This is a genomic window from Muribacter muris (assembly GCF_004569585.1).
Classification (GTDB): Bacteria; Pseudomonadota; Gammaproteobacteria; order Enterobacterales; family Pasteurellaceae; genus Muribacter; species Muribacter muris.
In genome coordinates, this window is the sequence record NZ_SPPA01000030.1 from 1 (window position 1) to 21,652 (window position 21,652).

Consider the following 21,652-nt stretch of genomic DNA (forward strand, 5'->3'; position numbering starts at 1 on the left):
GTTGTTGTAAAGTTCGTGGGTGAGCTGATAGCTCAATAGAAATGAACCGATTTAGAAAGAGAAAAAGCACCCCTGCAAGAGTGCTTTTTCAGAAGTGTTTAGTAGCCACCAAGCCATATTAAACACAGTTATAGTTAAAGATTAGCTGCCCTTAACTATTAAATTCGGGATGATTGTACTATATTCTTTGAAGATTGCAAATAGTTTTTACACCATTCTGAATTTCCTTACTGTGTTTTCTATGGCTACTAAGATAAGTGTTAGTAGCGATGAAAAGTCAAACCATTAAAAAACGTCAAAAAATCAACCGGGTATTTGGGTTCAAGTCCCAAAGAACCGCAAAAATTTATGAGAAAGCAGGTAAGAAAAAACATAGAAATCTTACGCCTTTCTTTCGTCAGAATTATCAAAGCAAAGAGTTTTCATATACCACGTGGTTTTTTCTACAACGCTGTGAAACGCACGACTTACTCAAAAATACCTATCTTAATGCTTTACGTCTTGCCAAAGGTGAACGTGAAGCTATCCGCCGGGAACGCCGGGAAACTTTAGATGTACTTATCCCTACTTTGGTTGCTTATTGTGATTTTGCTCCAAGTAGTGAGCTATTATTTGAAGTCCGGGCAAATGTAGAGCATATTGCAAAAATGTGTAATCAAGCCTATACCTCTTACGATAGCGTGAGTAATAAATACCGGGTGCGTTATGATACGGTCTTAAATGCTATTGAAATGCTTGAAGAAGCCGAGCTTATCACAGTTTTAAGAGAATATGACAAGCAAGGGCAAAAGCAAAAACCAATGCGGATTTGGCTGAATGTTGAATTTTTTCTAATGTTTGGAATTACAGAAAAACAACTGAGAGAGGTTTTACTTAAATTTCATAAGTACCAATTTGTCAATAATCAGCTTGAAAAGACCTTTAAAAATTATCAAAAGCACCTAGATAAAATGGAACAAAAGGGCGTGGCTGATATTAAACGCCATCATTCACTTAGAAACCTTTTGATTAAACGCCGGAAAGATTTACTTGGTGAGCGGATTATTCAATTTGTTGCTCAACGTAAGCCTAATAACTACCTTGAATTAGACATAGAAAGAGACGTGTTTAAACCTTGTTTCCGGTCGTTCAGCGATTGTAATTCGCCTGATGAAGTTGAAAAACTAAGGAAAAGGCTATGGGATAGAGAGCTTGTAAGGCAGAAAGCAAGGGAAAAAGCTCTCAATAACAGGCTCTATAAAGCGGCTTTAATGCAGCAGTATTCTAACGAATTACATTAATTTTCTTACATAGGAAAGGTATTTCTACGCCTTTTCTTTAACAAATTCATAAATACCAGTCAAAACCGACAGATTTTTAATCTGCTATCTGAGGGTTATCTCCTTTTAAACTTTACCATTGATGGATTATGAGCTTTATTTTCTGCTTTGTGGATTAATTTGTGGGGTTCTTTTGTATAACAAATACTTAAATTCGCCCTTAATTTCGGCACTAACGTTACTATGTAAATATTTTTTATAAATAAAAAAAAGGAACGGAAAAATCTTCGATTTTTCAAAGATACAACCCCCGCAAAGCGGGGGCAAATATGAGCTTTAATCAGAATAAATAGGTAACTGTCAGCAACCATTTTAAGAAATTTGCTTAAATGCTTGTCAAGGTCAAGCCCTACGGGTTGGCTACGCCAAACCTTGACAATCAACGCAAATTCTTAATGGTTTTGCAGACAGTTACCCCTTAATAAAGGCTAAAGCCCTTTGACGTTATCGAACTTATGCACATATCCACACGAACGAACGAGTAAAAGCGGATTGCCCCCTCAAAAAAGGGCAAGGAGCTCTTATCGAGTAGCCCTCATAAGAGGGCGTAAAGCGATTGTGGGTATGTGTATAAGTTTGTATGAGGTTTTATATAAACACATTTTTATATAAAAATATATTTATAGCTATTTTTCCGGCTCAATCGTAATATTTTTATCACGTGAAAGAGATTTAGAACTTATCAAGTTCTTTTTTAATTGATTGTAGGTTATAGCTTGAGAAGAGGATTTCATATTTTGAACTTCTGAAAATGCTTGTATATTTTCTTTCGCCGGAGATTGCTCCAGCTCTTTATCTTTAAGTGAAATATAATTTGAAATCTTTATCGCTCCTTTTACCGCTTCCTTAAGATCATCATCGGTTAATCTTCCGGCTTCTATCCAAGATTTTAAATAAGCTATGGAGTTCTTATCGTCAGAAATCTCTCTTTTTGTATTTTGTACCGCAATTTTATACTTACGTGATAACAACATTGAGGAAATTTCGGCGACTAATTCCTCTTTTGCATAGGCTTTAGATGAAAGGTCGCCTGTAATAGGACGATTTAAGCGTGTAGGGTGAGATGTTGCGTGAGATACTTCGTGAAGAAGTGTGCCGTAATATTCTTGTCTGCTCTTAAATTGAGCTTTATCAGGCATAACGATAAGGTCGTTTTGAAAATTATAGAAAGCACTATTACTAAGTTTTTCTTCTACTGTGATATTCAGTTTTTTTACTAGAAATTCAATTCTTTCTATATTGTAAATGTCTCTCTTTTTACGATCTTCATCAGTTATGGTAGGAGGAGAAAATGCGGGAAGCCCTGTCGTTTGTTCTGCGTTGAACACTATATAATATTTAGCTATATAGTTGTCGAGTTTTTTTATCTCTTTTTGCTTATTTCCTTTTTCATCTAATATTGGATTACCCTTTTCATCTTTCAGAACTTTTTCAACTTTATTTGTGTAAAATTGAACTAATGTACCTTTTTCGCCTTTCTTAACTTTTCCTCCCAATGCTTGGATTTGTTTGAACGTAAACCAACGATTATCAGTATAAGGTGAAAAGAGTAATTTCAGTTCATTTATTCCGGTGTATTCCCTATCGGTATTTCCATTTTTAGGGGAGAGATCAAATGTATTCCAACCCTTTTCCCATTTTTCATTACTATTAAGAATGGCATTTTTCAATGTTTCTACAAGTTTTTCTTCATATTGGCTATGAACGCTTTTCTTCTCCATTTTCCTTAACCTCTATAAGTTCGTTATCAAATGAGAGTATATCTATGTTGTTAATATTTAGATCATAGATAATTCCATCATCAGCTAAATCTTGATTTAGTTGTTTGATTTCTGATTGAGTTAATGTCGTTTTATTTTTCATTTTTCTTATCCAAATATGAAATTAAATAATTGTTTTTCTTTCTCTGTCAAATCGGATAGATGGCTAGATAGTAAGTTTTTGAAGTTTGTATCACTATTGATTTTCTCTTCAATCACTTTCAAGAATTTCACTGCAATTTTTTGTTTTCTGGCTTCCTCCTTTTCAATTTCAGCCTGTAATTGAGCTTTTAATTTTTCAATCTTGCTATTTGTCATCTTTAACTCCAATTTATGTAATAAATGATAAAAATTTTGGGGCGGAACGCCTTTATCGCTATGCGACCGTGTGGATAAATTGTGCAAAACTTATTCTAAGTTTTACACCGAATTTACCCACACTTAAAGGCTATTTTTTGTTTTTTACCACAGTCACTTCGCCCCCTTACGTGGGCTGTTCGGGATATTTCATCTTTTCCCGCTTTTGGAGGCGGAAAAAGATGAAACACCACTCACCGTTCTTGTGGAAAAAAACAAAAAATGAATACATCGAGCTACCGATAATAATCGGTTTATTACCCTAGCATAGCAAAAATTTAATACAAATCAAGGTGTTTATTTAGTCAAATTTTTTCTTAACCATCAGGGTTAAAAATGGTATCGTATGCCTAATAAAAATTTTCACTTCGGCAATCAATCTATGATTTTTTATGGACTAATGCAGGATAGCAATAAATGCCCGAAAGTGTGCCACTTTTCAAACATTAAATTTTAGTATGTAGGGTTATGATTGGAAAAGATAAAGTAAGAGTAGTCTCTTATATAGATAGCAGTTTGAGAGAGAAATTGTCTCTCTTAGAAATGGAAACTGGTGTAAATTCCAGTCAAATTATTTCAGTTGCTTTATCATCTGTCTTTAACGAAATTGAACCATCATTTGACGAGATTTTACCTAAAAGGGAACTTGAAAAAAAATATATGAAAGTTGCATTTACTCTATCAGAGATAGAAGCTCTAAAACTTTTTTCAAAGTTTCACGGTCATTCTTTTAGTGATGAAGTCATCTTTAGAGTACTTTCAACATTATCAAAAGAACCTAAATTATTTGATGATGAATTACGAGAACTCACCTCACTAAAAACGGCACTAAATCAAATTGGGCGTAACATAAACCACATAGCAAAAAAAACATCAAATGATATTAAGCAAAAAAACTTGCAACCTTTCCTTGAAGATGTCTTATGTAAGATTGATTTAGTAGATAAAAAATTAGAGGCGATTATTAGTAAATCGGTAGATAGATGGGCGTTCGTATCGACAAAGAATGGTTAGCTAAAAGAGTTAGTAAAAATAAAAATTCTAGTTTAGTTAATATTGGAAATCGTAACTTTAGGAAAAATACTGTTTTTGATTATCATTCATCGAATAGGCAATCAAAACAAAATTCTAATGAAGTAATGATTAAAATTACTAGTAAAAGTAAAAACCTAAAATCATTAAAAAATCACCTAGATTACATTTCAAGAAATGGTGATATACCTATTGAAGATGAACAGGGATTAACCTATTTTGGTAAAGAAGATGTTCGTAATTTGCGTGATAATTTTCGTGATAATGGCATTAAAATTAAACGAAAGGGAGAGTTAAAAAGAGAGATTAGCCAAACTGTTAATATGGTTTTTTCAATGCGTAGTCATAAAGATGTTTCTGAAGAAAAATTGAAAAAATCAGTACACGCAACGTTAAAAAAATTATATCCAGATCATATGTATTCTTTGGCTTATCACGGAGACACAGATAATCCACATTGCCACGTTGTTTTAAAAGTTGCTGATGAATTGAATAATCGCCTCAATTTGAATTTATATGATTTGCAGCAAATGAGAAATAAATTTGCTCATTATTTACGTTCTTTATCAGTCGAAGCTAAGGCTACACCTTTTAAAAAAATGGTGAACAAGTTACCTTCTATGGCAGTAGAAATCGTTGATTTTGGAAAAGCAAATTATCAATTTTCAGAAAAAAATTCGAGTAGCTATTTTATTAAATATAAAAATCAATATAAAAAAGAAATTGTACTATGGGGAAAAGATTTAGAAAAAACTATAAAAGATAATGCTATTAAAATTGGTGATAAAGTGATCGTTAAGATAGATAGAGTTGAAAAAAAAGAGGTTATCCTTACATACCGTGATAAACATATAGATGTTCAACAAAAAGCGATTGTTAATAAAAATCATTGGTCTCTTTCTGTTGTTGAGAGGGCTATATCTCAAGTTAAACCAGAGACACTTTCTACGGAAAAATCGACTAAGAATGATAATGCGGAGAAATTTAATTACAATGCGTTGAAAAAGAAATTGTTCGATATGAAGCAAAAAACATCGCCAGAGAAAGATAATGACCGGGAACGATAAGGAAAAAAACCGTACCAAGTACGGTTTTTAGTGGTTTATCCATTTTGACCTCTAAGCATACAGATGACATTACTCGGAAAATAAGAGTATATACTAGATTTTGATATATTTACTCGGTCTGATATTTTATTGACAGTCCAACCTGCTTTTAGTAATTCTTCTATTAGTTCTATATTATCCTTATTCATTTTAATAGGTCTGCCACATTTTATGCCTTTCTCTTTGGCAAATTGGATACCTGCTTTTGTTCTCTCTATAATCATATTACGTTCTAATTGAGCGAATACGGCACTTAGATGAAAAAATAGCTCACCCATCATATTACTTGTATCAATATTATCGGTAAGACTAATAATATTGACTTTTTTCTGCTTTAAAATTTCAATACAACTACATAATTGAGGAACACTCCGCCCTAGACGATCTAGTTTCCAAATGACTAAGGTATCTCCTTCTCGCAAAAATTCTATTGCTTTGTTTAACTCCTTGCGGCTATCCGAGGCACCGCTGATTTTTTCGCTAAAGATACGTTCACAGCCGTATTTTTGTAGCTCGTTAATCTGCATTTCATAATCTTGTTCTTTTTTTGATACCCGGGCATAGCCTACAAGCATATTCTTTTCTCCTACTCTTGTTTAAATAACTTATCATATACCTATTCCAAATAATTTTCCAAAAATAATAAAAGTATTATTTTTTGGAATGAATTTACTTGCTTTAAGGACGTATAAAAAAAACTCCAAAAACTGATCGGTTTTTGGAATTTTAAGGAGCTAGAAATGGCAGGTGTGAACAAAGTAATTTTGGTCGGCAGACTAGGCAATGAACCGGAATTAAGAACAATGCCGAACGGTGAGGCGGTTGCTAATATTAGTGTTGCAACTAGCGAGTCTTGGACGGATAAACAGACAGGAGAAAGAAAGGAAGTAACTGAATGGCATAGGGTTGTTTACTGGTCGAGGTATAGGGCAAGGTTTGAATACTCAAAATCCCAAAGAATTACCTCATAAACAAAACTATTCGGAACGTTTAGGGCAAATCACCGGGCGAGCAGGGCGTAATCTTATCAATTTGATACGAAATCAAGGCGGACGAAACAGGAAAATACTACCGCCGACAAAATAATTGACATCATTTTTTAATAATGCGGTTCAGCCGTAGAGATTTTTACACGCTGAAATCAGATTTTTGATTAAAAAATAAACTAAAAAGAGGGCTTTATGCGTTACTTTTCTCCATTAATTTTATGCTTTTCTTGCTTAATTTTGTTGGCTGGTTGCTCGGCTACTACGTGGCCGAGCGACTTAGCCGGAACAAAATTAGAGCCAATTAATAAATCAACTCATATTCAGGAGACAAATAATGAGTAGTGCTACTGAGAAATTAATCGAACAAAGTCAAGATTTTGAAGCGACAAAAACCTATTTACTGGAAAAATCAAATAAAAGAGCGTGGTTAGTTACGTGGATAATGACGGCGATTACGCTGTTACTTTGCCTTTCTGTTTTCTTCCTTTTTCCATTAAAAACCGTTGAGCCGTATGTTATTCGAGTAGATGCCGCAGGCGTGCCGGATATTGTAACGGCATTAAATGAAGAAACTTTAGAAACAGACGAAGCCATAGATAAATATTTTGTGGCTCGCTATGTTCGATCTCGTGAGGGGTATATCTACGAAACCAATAAACAGGACTATGCTTTAGTCCAGTTAATGAGTGATGAAGCGGTAAAAGTTGGTTATGACGATGAATTGGATTTACCTAATTCAAAGGATAAAACGCTAACTAATCAAGGAAAATTAGTACCGGAAATTATCTCGATTGTGCTTGGTGAAAGTGAGAAAAATAAAACGGCGACTATCCGTTTTAGAGCGGTAAAAACAATGTTTACACATAATACAAAATCGGCAGAGACCTTTGTTGTTACCTTATCGTATGAATATCACCCGGAAATAGATATGTTAGAGGGCTACCGTCTTGATAATCCGTTAGGTTTTGTTGTTACCAGTTACCGTAAAGACAAGGAGATTTAATATGCGAAAAATAAGCCTAGCTATTATCATCAGTCTGCTTTCTCAAGGTATTTACGCCGCTTCTGCTCCGGTTAAATCCCGTTATGACAGCCGTATGCAGACACAAACCTACAATGCTCTTGATGTTACCGAAATCAAAGTTAAAGACGGTTTTGCGACCGCAATCTTATTTGATAATGATGAACGAATACTTGATATGGCAAGTGGTTTTTCTGATGGGTGGGAATTTAAAGATACGGCGAATGTTATCTACGTTAAACCTGTGGCATTAGAAGTAGAGGGAGAGGAGGGGAATAAGGCTATTTTTGAGCCAAAATTAAAAGAGTGGGATACAAACTTTTTGGTAATGACAAACAAACGTAATTATGTCTTCGATCTTATTCTTGTTGAGGATTTAAAAAAAGCGAGCTATCAAGTTAATTTTCGCTATCCACAAGAAGAACGGCGAAATGCACAGAAAAAAGCGGCACAAGCGAAAGAAAATGCCGAAAAAGAGCAGATAGAAAGTGCATTACAGAAAATTCAAACGCCGAGAAACTGGGATTTTTCAATGAAAGTACGTAAAGGTAGTGAGACGATAGCCCCAGATTATGCCTATGATGACGGTTTATTTACGTATTTAGGCTTTGCTAGAGATAAAACGTTTCCCGCTGCCTTTTTGTTAGAGGGGAAACAAGAAAGCCTATTGAATACACACGTCAGAGAAAATGGGCGTTATCAAGTTTTGGTTATTCAGAAAACTGCAGAAAAAATAGTGCTACGTAGTGGCGACAAAGTTGTAGGTATTTTTAACGGTAGCTATGGCAAAAATCCAGCTCCTTATAATACCACTATCTCAAATGAAATAACTCGTGATGTTGTAGGGGGGGAATAAATGAATAAAGATCAACCTGAAAAAAGCACAACAGAATTAAATACGGATCATAAACCGGAAGTGAGCAAGGTAAATAATCAGCGACAACGTAATAAAAAATTAGCCTTTGTTTTGTTTGCTTTAGCTCTTATCCCCATTATCTTTACAGTAAACAATTTCTATAAACTGAATGCCAAAAAAGAAGAGGAGCAAGCCGTCAAGGAAGCCCCAACATTTAAAGTAAAATCTCGTGATTTTGCCGAACCTCAAGAACCGTCTCCGGAAATTTTATCAACGGAAACACAGCCGTCAGTTCCTGCAGTATTCTCAAGTGAGGAAAATACGGAAACGCATCCCACCCCGCCTAAATTGATTAAGTCAAAAAGTAAGTTGATGATTGAGCGATCATCGGTTACGTCATCAGGAGAAAGCAATACTTTACCGGAAACTGAACAAATAGAAAACGGACAAGTTATCTCTGATAAACAGCTTACTCATAGCGATGGTGATATTTTCCAATCTACGGCGTATTCTGCTCGAAAAGCACAAAAATCGCCCTACAACGCTAATTTATTACTCAAAAAAGGAACATTCATTCAATGTTCGTTACGAACAAAAGTTGTTTCAACGATTGCCGGAAATATAGGCTGTATCGTAGCTCACGATGTATATAGTGCGAATGGCAATGTATTACTTATAGAACGTGGTTCAGAGATTTTTGGCGAATTTCGTAGCGGTCAACTTAAACAAAGTGAAGATCGCATTTTTGTAATTTGGAGTGAGATTAGAACACCTAAAAATGTGGTTATCAATATTGATTCCGGTGCTACTGATGAACTAGGCGGCACAGGTATTCAGGGTTGGACTGATACACATTTTTGGCAACGTTTCGGAGGAGCGATATTACTTAGTTTGATTGATGATACCGCCGGTTATTTAGCCTATCGCCAAGATAGACGATCAGGTTATGACTATACGGAGTCATCAAGAGAGGCTACTCAACAGATGGCACAAACAGCAGTTGAAAATATGATAAATATTCCGCCTACTCTATATAAAAATCACGGTGATCTTGTCGGTGTATTCGTAGCAAGAGATATTGATTTCTCAAGTGTATATAAATTACGGAGAAAGTAGATGAACGCTCCAAACCTCAATTTAACCGGAAGAAATATTTCTATATTGCACGAAACACAATCTTTATTTGGTGAATATTTGACAATAGACGGTGTAACAGAAGTTGCGGTAAATAGACCTAATGAGATTTTTATTGAAAAAAACAGTTGTTGGGAATATGTAAGGGCGGAGCAAATTACCTATGATAGTTGTTTCCGCTTTGCTAATGCCCTTGCTACTTATAACTCAGATATTATCCACGAAACGAAACCGATTTTATCAAGTGTACTTCCCTCTGGTGAACGTGTTCAGGTTGTAATGCCTCCGGCGACTGAAAAAGACACTATTAGTATTACTATCAGAAAGCCGAGCCAGACCTTTTTTTCACTTGATGATTATGTGAAAGATGGCTTTTTTAATCGTGTTATTAAGCAAACCAAGCAACTATCAGAAGTAGATAGAGAATTACTGACATTATATGAGCAGGGAAAATATGATGACTTTCTGAAAAAAGCGGTGCGAGTTGGAAAAAATATCGTTATCGCTGGAGAAACAGGGTCAGGTAAAACAACCTTGATGAAAGCCTTAATAGATTACATTGCCTTAGATGAACGTTTAGTAACGATACAAGATACGCCGGAATTGGCAATGCGTAACCATAAAAATTATGTTCATCTTTTCTATCCGAGTGAAGCGAAACATAACGATATTATTACGGCAACCAGCTTATTAAAATCTTGTTTACGTATGAAGCCGGACAGAATTTTGCTTGCAGAATTAAGAAGTGGAGAAACCTATGATTTTATCAACGTGGTTTCTTCCGGTCATAAAGGATCTATTACCTCTTGCCATACTGGATCCGTCAAAGAAACGTGGGAACGTTTAATTATGATGACCTTACAGAATGAGCAAGGAAGAACGCTACCCTATGATGTCATTCTAAGATTACTGGTACAAACTATCGATATTATTGTTCACGTGACGAAAACGCCGGAACACGGTCGCCATATTACCGAAATTTACTTTGATCCAATGCGTAAATTGGGAGTGGACAATGCGTGAAAAAATGAAGATCGCTTTTATCTTAGTTGTAATGTTGCTGATAACCTATTTTAGCTCTGGGTTAGCCCTATTCTTGTTAAATGGTATAAAGCTAAAGGTGGCGTTATCTCGTTATTATGCCCTACTACCGTTAGAAGCACTGATTAACGGTTATCCCAAAGTATTAGAAGCCTTTAGCATAGGTTTTTGCGTAAGCATAATTATTGTAGGTGTAATGTACCTCGTTCAACATAAAAAAGCCTCGTTATATGGAGACGCTAAATTTGCGACTATGGCTGAAATTCAAAAAATGGGACTTTTAGCCAAAGAGGGCGGAATTATTGTCGGAAAAACCGGGGGGAAATTATTACGTTTTATTGGTTCTCAATTTGTTTCCTTAGCCGCTCCAACACGGGGTGGAAAGGGTATCGGTATCGTTATCCCTAATTTGCTTGAGTGGGAACAATCAGCAGTCGTACAAGATATTAAAGATGAATGTTATCGGCTTACCAGTAAATATCGCCAAAACATATTGGGACAAAAAGTCTATCGATTTGCACCATTTGAACGGAATACAGATTGTTTTAATCCGCTAGATTATGTGGATATGTCAGATAGAGCGAGAGCCGAGTTAGATCTCAAAAGTCAGGCGATGGGATTATATCCGCTTGTCGGCATACCGGATAAAGATTTCTGGAGTGAGCAGGCTCAGAATTTATTTATAGCGGTTGCTTTTTTGTTGTGGGATATGAAACTAAAACATTTGACAGACTGGGACTTTACTTATGCAAATTTATTACGTTTACAAAGTGGTTTTGATGGTGAAGCTGACGAGAACGGCGAAATTCAGCGAGTAACTTTTGAAGAACACGCTAAATTATGTATTCAGGCAAATATTGCTCACCCGGCAACCATTGATAAGTTAAACGTGTACTTCTCAGCCTGTTCTTCATCAAAAACTAAATCCGGTATTGATAGTACGTTTACAACGCCTTTGATGACTTTTCAAAATGATATTGTTGAAAGAGCGACATCACGTAGTGATTTTGATCTCCGGAAACTTCGCCGGGAGAAGATGACAATTTATTTTCACATCTCGCCAAGAGATCTTCTTATTGCCCCTCAAATAGCCAATCTGTTCTTTAATATGGTTATTGTAACAAATACAGACGAGCTACCGGATAATAACCCCGCCTTAAAATATCAACCGTTGTTATTACTAGATGAATTTACTGCAATGGGTATGTTGAGCATTATTAACAAATCCGTTGCTTATATCGCCGGGTATGGGCTAAGACTGTTGCTTATTTACCAAACGCAATCGCAGCTTAGAGCCGATAAGCCAGAGGGATACGGTATTCAAGGTGCAGAAAATTTATTAGGTAATATTTGGTGCAAAATCTTATATGCACCGAGTGAGCAAAAAGACGCCGAAGAATATTCCAAAGTGTTAGGCAATATGACCGTAGATAAAATTAGCCGAAATAAGAGTAAAAATTCAAATAGCCGGGGGATTAGCGATACGGCTCGCCCGTTGCTCTATCCACAGGAATTTAAGCTCATTGGCGAAACTAAAGAGGTCATTGTAATGAATAACAGCAAGCCGATTATGTGCGATAAGGCAATTTATTATAACGACCCTTATTTTATTGATAAGTTGAAATCGGTTTCGCCGAGATTGAAAAATCTAGGTAAGAAATTGCCAACGAAAGCCCAGTTGGAAGAAGCGATGTTTAGTGGTGAACTATCAGCTAAAAAAATTAATTAACAATATCTGTGCATAACAAGGGGGATAAATGGTTACAAAGTCAGTAATAACAAGCATAGTGAGTTGTGTTTGTTTCTTGAGCGGTTGCGGTATCCCGCCTAAGCCCGTATCAATCGATATGTCCGCTCCGACAGCTTATTTTAATGATATATATAGTCAGACTAAAGTAGGAAATATATCACTAAATAAGGGGGATCATAACGGTAAAAATTGGAAACAATCATACATTAACCTCAATAGAGATGATTATATTGCGGAGCAGGAAAAAATAAGATTTTTCTATTTTGCACAGCACGCTGATGTTATCAATATTTACGGACTACCGGATAGAACATCAAATTATCGATATTGGCTAAAAGCGAATGGCGTTGATGGGAAAATCAATGAACATTACTTAGGATTGCCTAAAAATACTGTAAATATTACTTTTACAAGGGAGCAGGAAAATGAACAAGAGTAAAATTGCTGTTGCGATATTAGCGAGTAGTATTAGTGTCTCATCATTTGCCGGTTTAGATTTATCGCCGGTTAATAAAGGACTTAGTGCAGAGGCGGAACTGGCTTGTACCGTTATTTTGTGTATGGCTTCATCAGAGGGATATAAGGTCGCTGAATGTCGTGATCCAATTCGTAAGTATTTTAAGATTAAAGCTAAAAAATGGCATAAAACCATTCAGAAACGCAAAAATTTTTTGAAACTATGTCCTGATGAAACTGCTAGTAATGATATGAAACTTGCTACTTTAACGTATGCTTACGCCGAACAAGCTCACGGTTGCGATGTAAATACGCTAAATCAGCAAATTGAACGGAAAAGAATACGAGTAAAAGATGATGATAGTTATGCTTACCGCACCTATTATCGAGTATTAAACAAACTCCCGGCGTTTTGTGCAAATATCTATAAACACGAATACACAGATTGGAAAAAACCGAAAAATATCTGTTCAAGTGATTGGTATGATAGCACAAGTTGGCAAAGAGGAAGTGTTGCAACGATTACAGGTTATAAACAGGTCGGTAGAGGTGATAATGCCTATGAACAGCCTATTTATCATTATGAGCCGATTAACAAGACTTGTTGGGTAAACCAATAATTATATGTTTATATAAATGTATCTATAACCCGGGTATTTATCCGGGTTTTTTATACCCCTCTCTAGGCACCATCTATAAAAACATATTTGTATAAAAATATTTTTATATTTTTGTAGATTTGTATTTTTGTATGTTGTATGATTGGTTGTGTAGGGGATAGCTATGTTAGCTATCGTGATGAATATCTATCTAGTTTGCGAGGTTACGATGAAAGTTATTTCTGTACTTAGTCAGAAAGGGGGAAGTGGGAAAAGTACCATATCTATTAACATTGCTCGTTGTTTACAGTTGAAAGGGTATAATGTTGTACTTATTGATACTGATCCGCAGGCTTCCGCAAGAGAATGGGGGGCTATATCTTCAGAGGAATTTTTTCCGGTGTATGGGTGCGATAAGGGCGTATCTGAAAAAGAGATTAAGCAATTAGAAAAAGTAGCCGATTTTGCAGTGATTGATGGTGCTCCAAGAATAGAAAAAAGTATGGCTGACGCTATACGCCTTTCTAACTTTATTCTAATTCCATTAAAGCCCTCACAATTTGATATATGGGCTTGCAAAGATAGTATTGAGCTTGTACAAACCCGAATGCAGATTGATGAACGATTAAAAGCGGGATTAGTGCTTAGCCAGACAAATAAGCAAACCAATTTAACTAAGGAGGTTTTACAGTTTATTGATGAAAACTTTGATATACCGTTACTTTCTCAAAGCACAGGGCTTAGAGTGAGTTATGCAGAAGTGCTAAGTGATGGGCGTACTGTTTTTGAGGGGCAATCGAAAGAAGCCAAAGAAGAAATTACACAAATTACTGATGAAATTTTAAAAATGTTAGGAGTACCAAATGAGCAAGCCTAAATTAACGAAAGGATCATTATCGCTAGGGGGTATTGAAAAAAAGGCAATGCCGACCCTTAAATCTGATTTATCTTCCAATGAACAACAAACATCTATCTACTTAAATTCAGAGGTGTATAAGGCGGCTAAACAGTATGCGATGTTAAATGATATGAGCTTTAAACAATATGTGAATGAGCTCATAAGATCTGATTTAGAACAAAAGGGATTGATATAAATATATATTTATAGTTATGTATAAAAATACAAAAGTGCAAAGTAATAGTATTTTATAGAGGAGAAATTTATGAATGGTTACACCGTTTTTTTAGAGGATAAAGGACAAGATTTATTACGTCTTATTGTGGATAAGGATAATAAAATTGTTGATGTTCAACCCACTACAAGCAAAGTTTTTGTGGGTTCATTTTTTCTTCCTAAACTGAATAAAATAGGTTTTGGTGCCGTTTTATATCAACAGAACATACACCCAGATTACCTCGAAGAAAGAAAACTCACTTTGATTTATAAAGTGAAATATATTAAAGATCAATAATACAAATATATATTTGTATTATTATATAAATATATCTAAGGAGATATTATGATTTCTCAAGAAGAACGCAATCAACGCCAAAAAGCTGTGCAATTTGCACTAGATAATAATCGCCTTGAGGGGTTGGATATGGATGAAGATGTTTTAGCACTCTCTCAAGAATGGATAGACGGAATAATCAGTTATCAAGAGTTTCGGGAGAAAGTCTATGAAATACACGGGATCTGATCCATTCACTGATGAAAACGGCGTATTGCTTAATAAGAAAGGCATTAAAGACCAAAATGAGTTAGATCGGGTTGAACGTACCTTTTCCTATATGAGGGCTATCGAATTAGAAAATAGCCCGATTAAGGGAAAGTTCAATCTAGCTCATCTTAAAGCTATACACAAACATCTATTCGGTGATATTTATTCTTGGGCAGGTAAAGTAAGAGATGGCTACCTACAAAAAGGGGAGCAAGATTTTATGATGGGTTATCGTATTGTCCCGGAGGCAGACAAACTTTTTACCCAATTAAAAAAAGAGCAATTTCTGAAAAATACGGAGCCGGAAAAAATCGCCGGGAGATTAGCCTATTATATGGGGGAAATTAACGCAATTCACCCCTTTAGAGAGGGGAACGGTAGAACGCAAAGGGTATTTATAGCTCAACTCGCTAAGGAAGCCGGGTATGAATTAAATTTCAAGAATATCACTCAAGAGCAAATGATAGAAGCCTCAATACAGGCTCATAGATTGAACTACAAGCCATTAGAGCAGATTATTAGTAATGGGTTAAGCAAAGCTGAGAGGTCTCCCGTAGATTTATATAGGAAAGCCAAAAAGGAGTTATTGTCTAAATCAAAAGAAATTTCAGTAAAAGAAATTGAAAGGTAAGATTTAGAATGTTTCAAGCTCTATTAAATATTTTTTCCTAGCAATACCTCCTCCATAGCCACCTAAACTATGATCTTGTCTAAGCACCCTATGACAAGGAACAAGAATAGAAATTTTATTCTTCCCATTAGCTGAAGCAACTGCTCTTGTAGAGTTTGGTATATTCATCTGCTTAGCTTGTTGTGAATAGGAAACAGTTTTCCCAAAAGGGATATTCAATAAATATTGCCAAACTGATATTTGAAAATCAGTACCAATGAAATCCAAAGGAATGTCAAATTCCTCTCTTTTCCCCGAGAAATACTCAGTTAATTGCTGTTCTAATTCAAAAAAGTATTCTGTTTTTTGATTAATTAAATTTGAATGGCGTTTTTTTATAATTTCTTTTAATTCAGTTTCTAGCATTTTTCGATCTAAAAACTCCAACAAACAAAGCCCTTTTAGGGTAAAAATAGCTACCATCTCTCCAATTGGAGTATCTAAAAAAGAATAAAAAAGCTCATTTTTAGCTTGGTTTTTAGTATTATTTAGAATGAAAAAAATTCTTTTTATTCGAATATAGGCACCTAACGACAAATCAAAATTTCTTTTAAAGTAATTTTTATATTCTTGTAGTTCTTTTTCTGATTTAATAGGGTGTTCCAAATAGGATTTAGGTGGATATTCTTGATGATTCAACCAATAAAAATAGCTGTTTTTATCAGTAATATTTGATAATAATTTGAGCGTACTATCTAATGATATAACGCCCAAATTATGATTATTTTTAGATAATTTCATTATGATTTAAAATTAGTTTCTAATTGAGGGTGATCATAGAGGTGACTAGTACATCTATGAGCAATGATTGTTTTAGTTGCCTTTTCAATTTCAGTAATGATGTGATCGCTCATTGCATTTCCATAGCTAAAACGCTGAATTCCCAGTTTTCTCAATTCTTCAATATCAGTTAAATTTGGTAATGACATTACGTTAAGTGGAATAGTGATATTATTCAATATAGCTTTAATATCATTGACTTGTTGCAAACAAGGGACAAATATTCCATCTGCTCCGGCATTTTGATAAGCAATAGATCGCTTAATTGTTTCATCTAATGGATTTTTTAGGATTAGGTAGGTATCAGTTCTGATATTTAAATAGAAGTCATCAAAACCATTTTCCAATAGCTCTTTTTTTATTTCTTTAACAAGTTTACAGAAATTATCTATATCTTGTAAGCCTTCTCCACTTATAAGGCTATCCTCTAAATTTACACCAGAACAGCCCATCTTAGCTAATGTTAAAATGTTTTTAACTATATCTTTGTGATTGTTGGCATACCCTTTTTCAACATCTACAGATAAAGGAATATTAATAACTTTTAAAATTTGTGCTACTACGCCTTTTAAATCATCAAAGGAGATTTTCTGTCCGTCTTGATAACCAAAAGTGTTACAAATTCCCCAGCTTGTTGTACCTAGGGCTTTAAACCCAGCTTGTTCGTGAACAATAGCTGATAAGCTATCCCAAACATTGCCAATTATAAGGCAATCATTTTCTTTAATAAGATGTTTCATAAAAATCCTCGCTAAAATAATAAAGGAATTGCTTTGTTGAAGTGCTTGATATCAGTTTCTAAATTCAGCTATACCGTGAAATCCGTGTACTCTTAGGCTATTATCTAAGAATTTTTTCTCTAAATCAATAGCTTTATAATTATTGATTAAATTCCAATTTAATTCCTTAGCAAATGTTAATATGTTATCAGGATCTATGCCAAAAATATGCGGTTCACCTATATTTTTTAGCTCCCTATTTAATTCAGTTGCTCCAAAAAAATTTAGGTTTCCATCAATATATTGCTTATAGGCATAATCAAAGACTATTGTACAATCTTTAATAAAATAATTTTTAATATTATTAAATAAATCAACAACAGTTTCTTTATTTAAAAAATAACTAACACCTTCCCATAATATAAAGGTAGGAGAGTGTTTTGGAATTGAATTTTGTTTTAATATATCTAGTAAATTTTCTGTACCAAAATTTATTGGAATAAAAATGCTTTTATGTTTTTTATTTATTTTTTCTAAAATGACTTTTTCTTTATATTCAAGCATAGATTTTAAATCTAATTCATATACCTTAAAATTATGAAGATGATCATAAAATCTTATACTTCTACTATCTAACCCTGAGCCTAAGATTATTATCTGACCTGAGTTATTATTTTTTATCCAATGTAATAAGCTTTCATCAAATTGTTTTGTTCTAACCAAATGATAGTGCATACAGCCAGGAACTCTAACTAATAAATCTTCTATTGATTTATTTATATTTACCAAAAAATGTTGCCAGTTTGGAGATACAAAATATTTTGCCAAGTAATCAGGGTTTGAATTATCTTTCTCTGATAATAATGCCCGCATTAAAGCTGTAACGCTTGCACTTTCTATAAAATCAGAATGCTGTCTAGTTGGTGCTTTATTTTTCATAACTATCTCTCTGAACAGAATTAACGGCTCTAAAAATACATCTATTCCTTTCTTTTTCATCAAAATTATATTCTTTAAATAAGAAATCCAATCCTATTGAATAAGTGTTTTTAGAAATAAAATCATTAAACCAATTGCTTAGTGGGATTAATTTATTGTTTGATGAATAAAAACTGTCATTATATCTTAAACCAGAATGGATGCAATCATTATCCATATACAAGAAATAATTATTATTTTTTAATAACAAAAGTTGATTTATTTTAGATTTTTGTTTCCATTCTTTAATTGATTTGTCAGATATATTTAACCAATTCCTGTGATGATTATTCATTATATTTAGAAACAATATTTGCATAATGTCACTGGATGTTGTATACGAACCAAATATTATATCTTTATTATTTGATATGATACTATTATATTTTTTAATTAAATAATTATTAATATGTTTGCCTTTTTCTTTGTAACCCCAATTATCTTTTTTAGAAAAAATTTGTTTCTCAAAATATTTAGAAACTACTCCATCTGCAGCATCAAAAAATACAAAGGTATTTTTACTTTTTATTTTTTGATGAATATACTCAAAGTTTAGTATAGCACCATAACCACCAGAACTAGATCCTATTATTAACTTATTGTTAAATGTTCTATTATCATTTTTTTTAACCCAATCAATAGCATAGTCAATGTTATTTTTTCCATAGTGAAAAACTTTAACTTTTTCACCTTTAAAAGAATATGTTGTTTTTTTATTTCCTATAAATAAATCGGCAGTACAATAAGGTAAATTTAAAATAGTCCAATCTTTTGAAAAGTTATTTGGGTTGTTCAAATCCAACATACCTTGCCAATAGGTTGGTTTATTATAAGGCAACATGGCACTTTCTTCATATGTATTAATTGGGTATTTTCCTTTCTTTATGCTATTACAAGAATGAAAATCCCAACAAGCTCCCCCTCCATTGAAAAATATTAGTAAATTATCATTGCCTTTTTTATATGAAAACTCATAAGGAGTACCATCGGCACATTTTTGATTTTCTGAATGGGAAATAATAGTTTCCCATTCAGCATTAGCAAATCCAATAGAAAAAAATGATAAAAATACAAAAAATAGTTTTTTAATCATTATTTTCCCCCCAAATAATTTCTAATTCTTTTTTATTTTTAAATGTCCCGTCTGAAGTAACTAATTCCCCATTTAGATTTCCTGCCTCAAAAATATACATTTGAGGAATTGGAGGTAGCCACTTGCCGTAAGGAGGGAACTCTTTATCAATTAAAGATAATATAACTCTTTGAATTAAAATACCCTCCGCTAAAGGTGGTGCTCCTGTAAAAATAGGCACAGCTTTTTTAGCTTCAATCCACTGAGTAATTTTTTCATATTTTGGGAAATGTGGAAGTTTAGGAGACCATAATCTAATTAATTTATCCGTAATTTCTGGAGTGATATTAGCATTTTCGTCAATACCATACCAATCTTCAATAAACATACTATCTTTTTCAAATTTATATAAATGAGCAGCCCAGCCTACTACAGAACAAGCAAGAATTAATTTTGTTGATTGGCTTTTTCTAAAAGCTTTATGTAAAGCAAATTTTTCTTTGATAACATAAAAATCTAATTGATCTAAAATTAAATCACAACCATCTACAAAATTTTCAGCATTCTCTACTGTAATTCCATCTTTATAAATTTCTATATCAATATCACCAGCAAGATTATATACTAGATTTCCAACAACCTCAGCTTTATTCTGTCCAATGGTATCTTTACTTGCACCATATTGTCTATTTATATTAGACCAATCAAAATTATCTGGATCAGCAAGTTTTAGTTTTTTAACACCAAATCTAGCTAGACGAAGAGCCATTGCCCCACCAATTCCACCGCAACCAGCAATACCAATAGTAGCATTAGAAATAATATCCTGTGCCTCTTTCCATTCTCTCTCATTTGCACCTAAGAAAATTTCAGTTCGGCTAATACGCTCTTTATAGTTTGGTTCGTTTTTAGAACCTCTTAATAGGATAGTTTTCATATTTTACTCCATTTCTAGATTTAGAAAGATGATAATGAATTAATTTTATTTTGATTTATTTGATTATTTAAAACTACCTCTGGTTTTTGTAAAGTATCAAACTTCATAATTTTTACTTCTCCATATTCTCTATGAAATGAAACGCCTAGATGCTCAGAAAATCCTAGTTTTTCAAAATATCTATATAAATTAGGACTACAATCCATAATAATCCATCGAATATTATTTTTTATACAAAAATTTACAACAGCTAAGGCTAAATAAAATCCTAATCCCTTTGATCTGTAATTTTTTTGTACCATATATCTAGTAACGATAGCTAATTTTTCATCATCTCTCTTTAGAAATTTATCTAGCTGATATAGATTTTCATAGTATTTAATTTCATTTTTGGAGTCAGGATAAATATGAATTCTAGACGTACCAATTATTTCCTTTTTTTCATTTTCTGCAATGATGATAGTTGATAGTTTCTCTAAATTATCAATGATTTCTTTTGTTGTATGATTTGCGTAATCTTGATTTCTTCTCATTTCCTCAAAGTATATTTGATACCACAAACGATACACCTCTTTCCTTTGGTTGTTTTTACATAACGAGAAAACTATATTTTTCATAAAATATTTCTTTAAGATATTTAGATACTAAGTTAATATGCTCATATCTATGGCAATTCCAAAAACCGATCAGTTTTTGTGGTTGATTATCAGGTTTTCTAAAAAATCATACAAAAATTATTTTCCAATATCTTTTTGTATAGTTTGTTGATATGCTTTAATTGGTACAGGAAGCTCACCTTTTTCTACTATATACATCAAAACAAGCCGTATAACATCACTCATAGATAATCCAAGTTTTTGAACTGCTAAGTTAGCTTGTTCTTTTAATCTAGGCTCGATATTGGCTTTTACATAGGTTTGACTGACCATAATTTGACCTCTCAAGAAATATACTATGCTTAGTATGACTATTTTCAATAAAATTTACACAAAATATAGGCAGAAAATGTTAAATTTGTGAACAGTATCACATTTTTATGTTTAATCAGATCCTATGGAGAATAATCAGTAAATTTTTCTTGGTACTTGCCAAGAGTAAGGCGATATTCCTTGTAGAACATTTTTCCGTAGGCGTGGTTTAGTCAAGGGCGTGCTTGCACGGCAAAGTGAACCCTTGACGAAACCCTTGAGCCGGAGGATAAAATTTCGGAGAGGAATACCGCCTACTTATACAGTGAATAAGTAGATATTTAATAGAAAACGTAGATCTTTCTTGATCCTATGGGCGAGTTGTTGTAAAGTTCGTGGGTGAGCTGATAGCTCAATAGAAATGAACCGATTTAGAAAGAGAAAAAGCACCCCTGCAAGAGTGCTTTTTCAGAAGTGTTTAGTAGCCACCAAGCCATATTAAACACA

26 protein-coding genes and 1 pseudogene are annotated in these 21,652 nt (G+C 33.7%); 16 read left to right on the top strand and 11 right to left on the bottom strand.

The window, feature by feature from the left end; genetic code table 11:
• The first annotated feature begins 257 nt into the window (after positions 1–257).
• Entirely contained in the window at positions 258–1,280 is a 1,023-nt protein-coding gene (locus E4T80_RS11110) for a RepA family replication protein (protein ID WP_233437173.1), read from the top strand.
• A gap of 665 nt (positions 1,281–1,945) precedes the next feature.
• On the opposite strand, the gene E4T80_RS11115 is transcribed toward E4T80_RS11110, so the two are convergent.
• The 3 genes from E4T80_RS11115 to E4T80_RS11120 are packed head-to-tail and all read right to left on the bottom strand — an operon-like array spanning position 1,946 to position 3,397.
• Positions 1,946–3,040: a zincin-like metallopeptidase domain-containing protein gene (locus E4T80_RS11115; protein WP_135058404.1), complete on the bottom strand. Its 1,095-nt coding sequence runs from the start codon at positions 3,038–3,040 to the stop codon at positions 1,946–1,948.
• The gene (locus tag E4T80_RS12845) at positions 3,018–3,182 is read right to left on the bottom strand and encodes a hypothetical protein (RefSeq protein WP_167740728.1); all 165 of its coding nucleotides are present in this window, start codon (positions 3,180–3,182) and stop codon (positions 3,018–3,020) included. Before E4T80_RS12845 ends, E4T80_RS11115 begins: the two co-directional genes overlap by 23 nt.
• A gap of 5 nt (positions 3,183–3,187) precedes the next feature.
• Positions 3,188–3,397 carry a hypothetical protein gene (locus E4T80_RS11120; protein ID WP_135058406.1) on the bottom strand — a complete coding sequence of 70 codons (210 nt, stop codon included), beginning with the start codon at positions 3,395–3,397 and terminating at the stop codon, positions 3,188–3,190.
• Between the two features lie 507 nt (positions 3,398–3,904).
• On the opposite strand from E4T80_RS11120, the gene ddp1 reads away from it, so the two are divergent.
• The gene (ddp1, locus tag E4T80_RS11125) at positions 3,905–4,450 is read left to right on the top strand and encodes a DNA distortion polypeptide 1 (RefSeq protein WP_135058408.1); all 546 of its coding nucleotides are present in this window, start codon (positions 3,905–3,907) and stop codon (positions 4,448–4,450) included.
• Positions 4,420–5,535: a MobP1 family relaxase gene (mobP1, locus tag E4T80_RS11130; protein ID WP_135058410.1), complete on the top strand. Its 1,116-nt coding sequence runs from the start codon at positions 4,420–4,422 to the stop codon at positions 5,533–5,535. The genes ddp1 and mobP1 overlap by 31 nt, the downstream gene beginning before the upstream one ends.
• Before the next feature lie 35 nt (positions 5,536–5,570).
• Here the strand turns inward: mobP1 and E4T80_RS11135 are convergent, their stop codons facing one another.
• The gene (locus tag E4T80_RS11135; RefSeq protein ID WP_135058412.1) at positions 5,571–6,149 is read right to left on the bottom strand and encodes a recombinase family protein; all 579 of its coding nucleotides are present in this window, start codon (positions 6,147–6,149) and stop codon (positions 5,571–5,573) included.
• 165 nt (positions 6,150–6,314) lie between these two features.
• On the opposite strand from E4T80_RS11135, the pseudogene ssb reads away from it, so the two are divergent.
• The 13 genes and pseudogenes from ssb to E4T80_RS11200 all read left to right on the top strand — a co-directional run.
• Positions 6,315–6,497, top strand: a pseudogene (ssb, locus tag E4T80_RS11140) (single-stranded DNA-binding protein); the annotation flags it as partial.
• Between the two features lie 400 nt (positions 6,498–6,897).
• Positions 6,898–7,566 (top strand): virB8 family protein, encoded by a 669-nt coding sequence (locus tag E4T80_RS11145; RefSeq protein ID WP_135058414.1) that lies wholly within the window; start codon positions 6,898–6,900, stop codon positions 7,564–7,566.
• 1 nt (position 7,567) lies between these two features.
• Positions 7,568–8,440 (top strand): P-type conjugative transfer protein VirB9, encoded by an 873-nt coding sequence (gene virB9 / locus E4T80_RS11150; protein WP_135058416.1) that lies wholly within the window; start codon positions 7,568–7,570, stop codon positions 8,438–8,440.
• A complete protein-coding gene (gene virB10 / locus E4T80_RS11155; RefSeq protein ID WP_135058418.1) occupies positions 8,441–9,556 on the top strand; it encodes a type IV secretion system protein VirB10 in 1,116 nt (371 codons plus the stop codon).
• The gene (gene virB11, locus E4T80_RS11160) at positions 9,557–10,597 is read left to right on the top strand and encodes a P-type DNA transfer ATPase VirB11 (RefSeq protein WP_135058420.1); all 1,041 of its coding nucleotides are present in this window, start codon (positions 9,557–9,559) and stop codon (positions 10,595–10,597) included. It abuts the gene before it with no gap.
• Positions 10,590–12,344: a type IV secretory system conjugative DNA transfer family protein gene (locus tag E4T80_RS11165; protein WP_228064810.1), complete on the top strand. Its 1,755-nt coding sequence runs from the start codon at positions 10,590–10,592 to the stop codon at positions 12,342–12,344. The genes virB11 and E4T80_RS11165 overlap by 8 nt, the downstream gene beginning before the upstream one ends.
• Before the next feature lie 28 nt (positions 12,345–12,372).
• Positions 12,373–12,804 (top strand): cag pathogenicity island Cag12 family protein, encoded by a 432-nt coding sequence (locus E4T80_RS11170; RefSeq protein ID WP_135058422.1) that lies wholly within the window; start codon positions 12,373–12,375, stop codon positions 12,802–12,804.
• The gene (locus E4T80_RS11175; protein WP_135058424.1) at positions 12,791–13,441 is read left to right on the top strand and encodes a TrbM/KikA/MpfK family conjugal transfer protein; all 651 of its coding nucleotides are present in this window, start codon (positions 12,791–12,793) and stop codon (positions 13,439–13,441) included. The genes E4T80_RS11170 and E4T80_RS11175 overlap by 14 nt, the downstream gene beginning before the upstream one ends.
• Before the next feature lie 163 nt (positions 13,442–13,604).
• Positions 13,605–14,297, top strand: a complete 693-nt coding sequence (parA, locus tag E4T80_RS11180) for a ParA family partition ATPase (RefSeq protein WP_228064809.1) — start codon at positions 13,605–13,607, stop codon at positions 14,295–14,297.
• Positions 14,284–14,514 carry a hypothetical protein gene (locus E4T80_RS11185; RefSeq protein WP_135058426.1) on the top strand — a complete coding sequence of 77 codons (231 nt, stop codon included), beginning with the start codon at positions 14,284–14,286 and terminating at the stop codon, positions 14,512–14,514. Before parA ends, E4T80_RS11185 begins: the two co-directional genes overlap by 14 nt.
• 69 nt (positions 14,515–14,583) lie before the next feature.
• The gene (locus E4T80_RS11190) at positions 14,584–14,832 is read left to right on the top strand and encodes a hypothetical protein (RefSeq protein WP_135058428.1); all 249 of its coding nucleotides are present in this window, start codon (positions 14,584–14,586) and stop codon (positions 14,830–14,832) included.
• A gap of 48 nt (positions 14,833–14,880) precedes the next feature.
• The gene (locus E4T80_RS11195) at positions 14,881–15,060 is read left to right on the top strand and encodes an antitoxin VbhA family protein (RefSeq protein WP_135058430.1); all 180 of its coding nucleotides are present in this window, start codon (positions 14,881–14,883) and stop codon (positions 15,058–15,060) included.
• The gene (locus tag E4T80_RS11200; protein WP_135058432.1) at positions 15,041–15,712 is read left to right on the top strand and encodes a Fic/DOC family protein; all 672 of its coding nucleotides are present in this window, start codon (positions 15,041–15,043) and stop codon (positions 15,710–15,712) included. The genes E4T80_RS11195 and E4T80_RS11200 overlap by 20 nt, the downstream gene beginning before the upstream one ends.
• A 3-nt stretch (positions 15,713–15,715) precedes the next feature.
• On the opposite strand, the gene E4T80_RS11205 is transcribed toward E4T80_RS11200, so the two are convergent.
• From E4T80_RS11205 to E4T80_RS11235, 7 genes are all read right to left on the bottom strand, one after another.
• Positions 15,716–16,492, bottom strand: coding sequence for a methylated-DNA--[protein]-cysteine S-methyltransferase (locus E4T80_RS11205; protein ID WP_135058434.1), 777 nt, complete (start codon positions 16,490–16,492; stop codon positions 15,716–15,718).
• Positions 16,492–17,271 (bottom strand): isocitrate lyase/PEP mutase family protein, encoded by a 780-nt coding sequence (locus E4T80_RS11210; RefSeq protein ID WP_135058436.1) that lies wholly within the window; start codon positions 17,269–17,271, stop codon positions 16,492–16,494. Before E4T80_RS11210 ends, E4T80_RS11205 begins: the two co-directional genes overlap by 1 nt.
• 51 nt (positions 17,272–17,322) lie before the next feature.
• A complete protein-coding gene (locus tag E4T80_RS11215) occupies positions 17,323–18,189 on the bottom strand; it encodes a class I SAM-dependent methyltransferase (protein WP_167740729.1) in 867 nt (288 codons plus the stop codon).
• On the bottom strand, positions 18,179–19,321 hold the full coding sequence (locus E4T80_RS11220) for a pectin acetylesterase-family hydrolase (RefSeq protein WP_135058440.1): 1,143 nt from the start codon (positions 19,319–19,321) through the stop codon (positions 18,179–18,181). Before E4T80_RS11220 ends, E4T80_RS11215 begins: the two co-directional genes overlap by 11 nt.
• Positions 19,314–20,237: a ThiF family adenylyltransferase gene (locus tag E4T80_RS11225; protein ID WP_135058442.1), complete on the bottom strand. Its 924-nt coding sequence runs from the start codon at positions 20,235–20,237 to the stop codon at positions 19,314–19,316. The genes E4T80_RS11220 and E4T80_RS11225 overlap by 8 nt, the downstream gene beginning before the upstream one ends.
• A gap of 20 nt (positions 20,238–20,257) precedes the next feature.
• Positions 20,258–20,854 (bottom strand): GNAT family N-acetyltransferase, encoded by a 597-nt coding sequence (locus E4T80_RS11230; protein WP_135058444.1) that lies wholly within the window; start codon positions 20,852–20,854, stop codon positions 20,258–20,260.
• Between the two features lie 117 nt (positions 20,855–20,971).
• Positions 20,972–21,166, bottom strand: coding sequence for a type II toxin-antitoxin system RelB/DinJ family antitoxin (locus E4T80_RS11235; RefSeq protein WP_135058446.1), 195 nt, complete (start codon positions 21,164–21,166; stop codon positions 20,972–20,974).
• Positions 21,167–21,652: the final 486 nt, after the last annotated feature.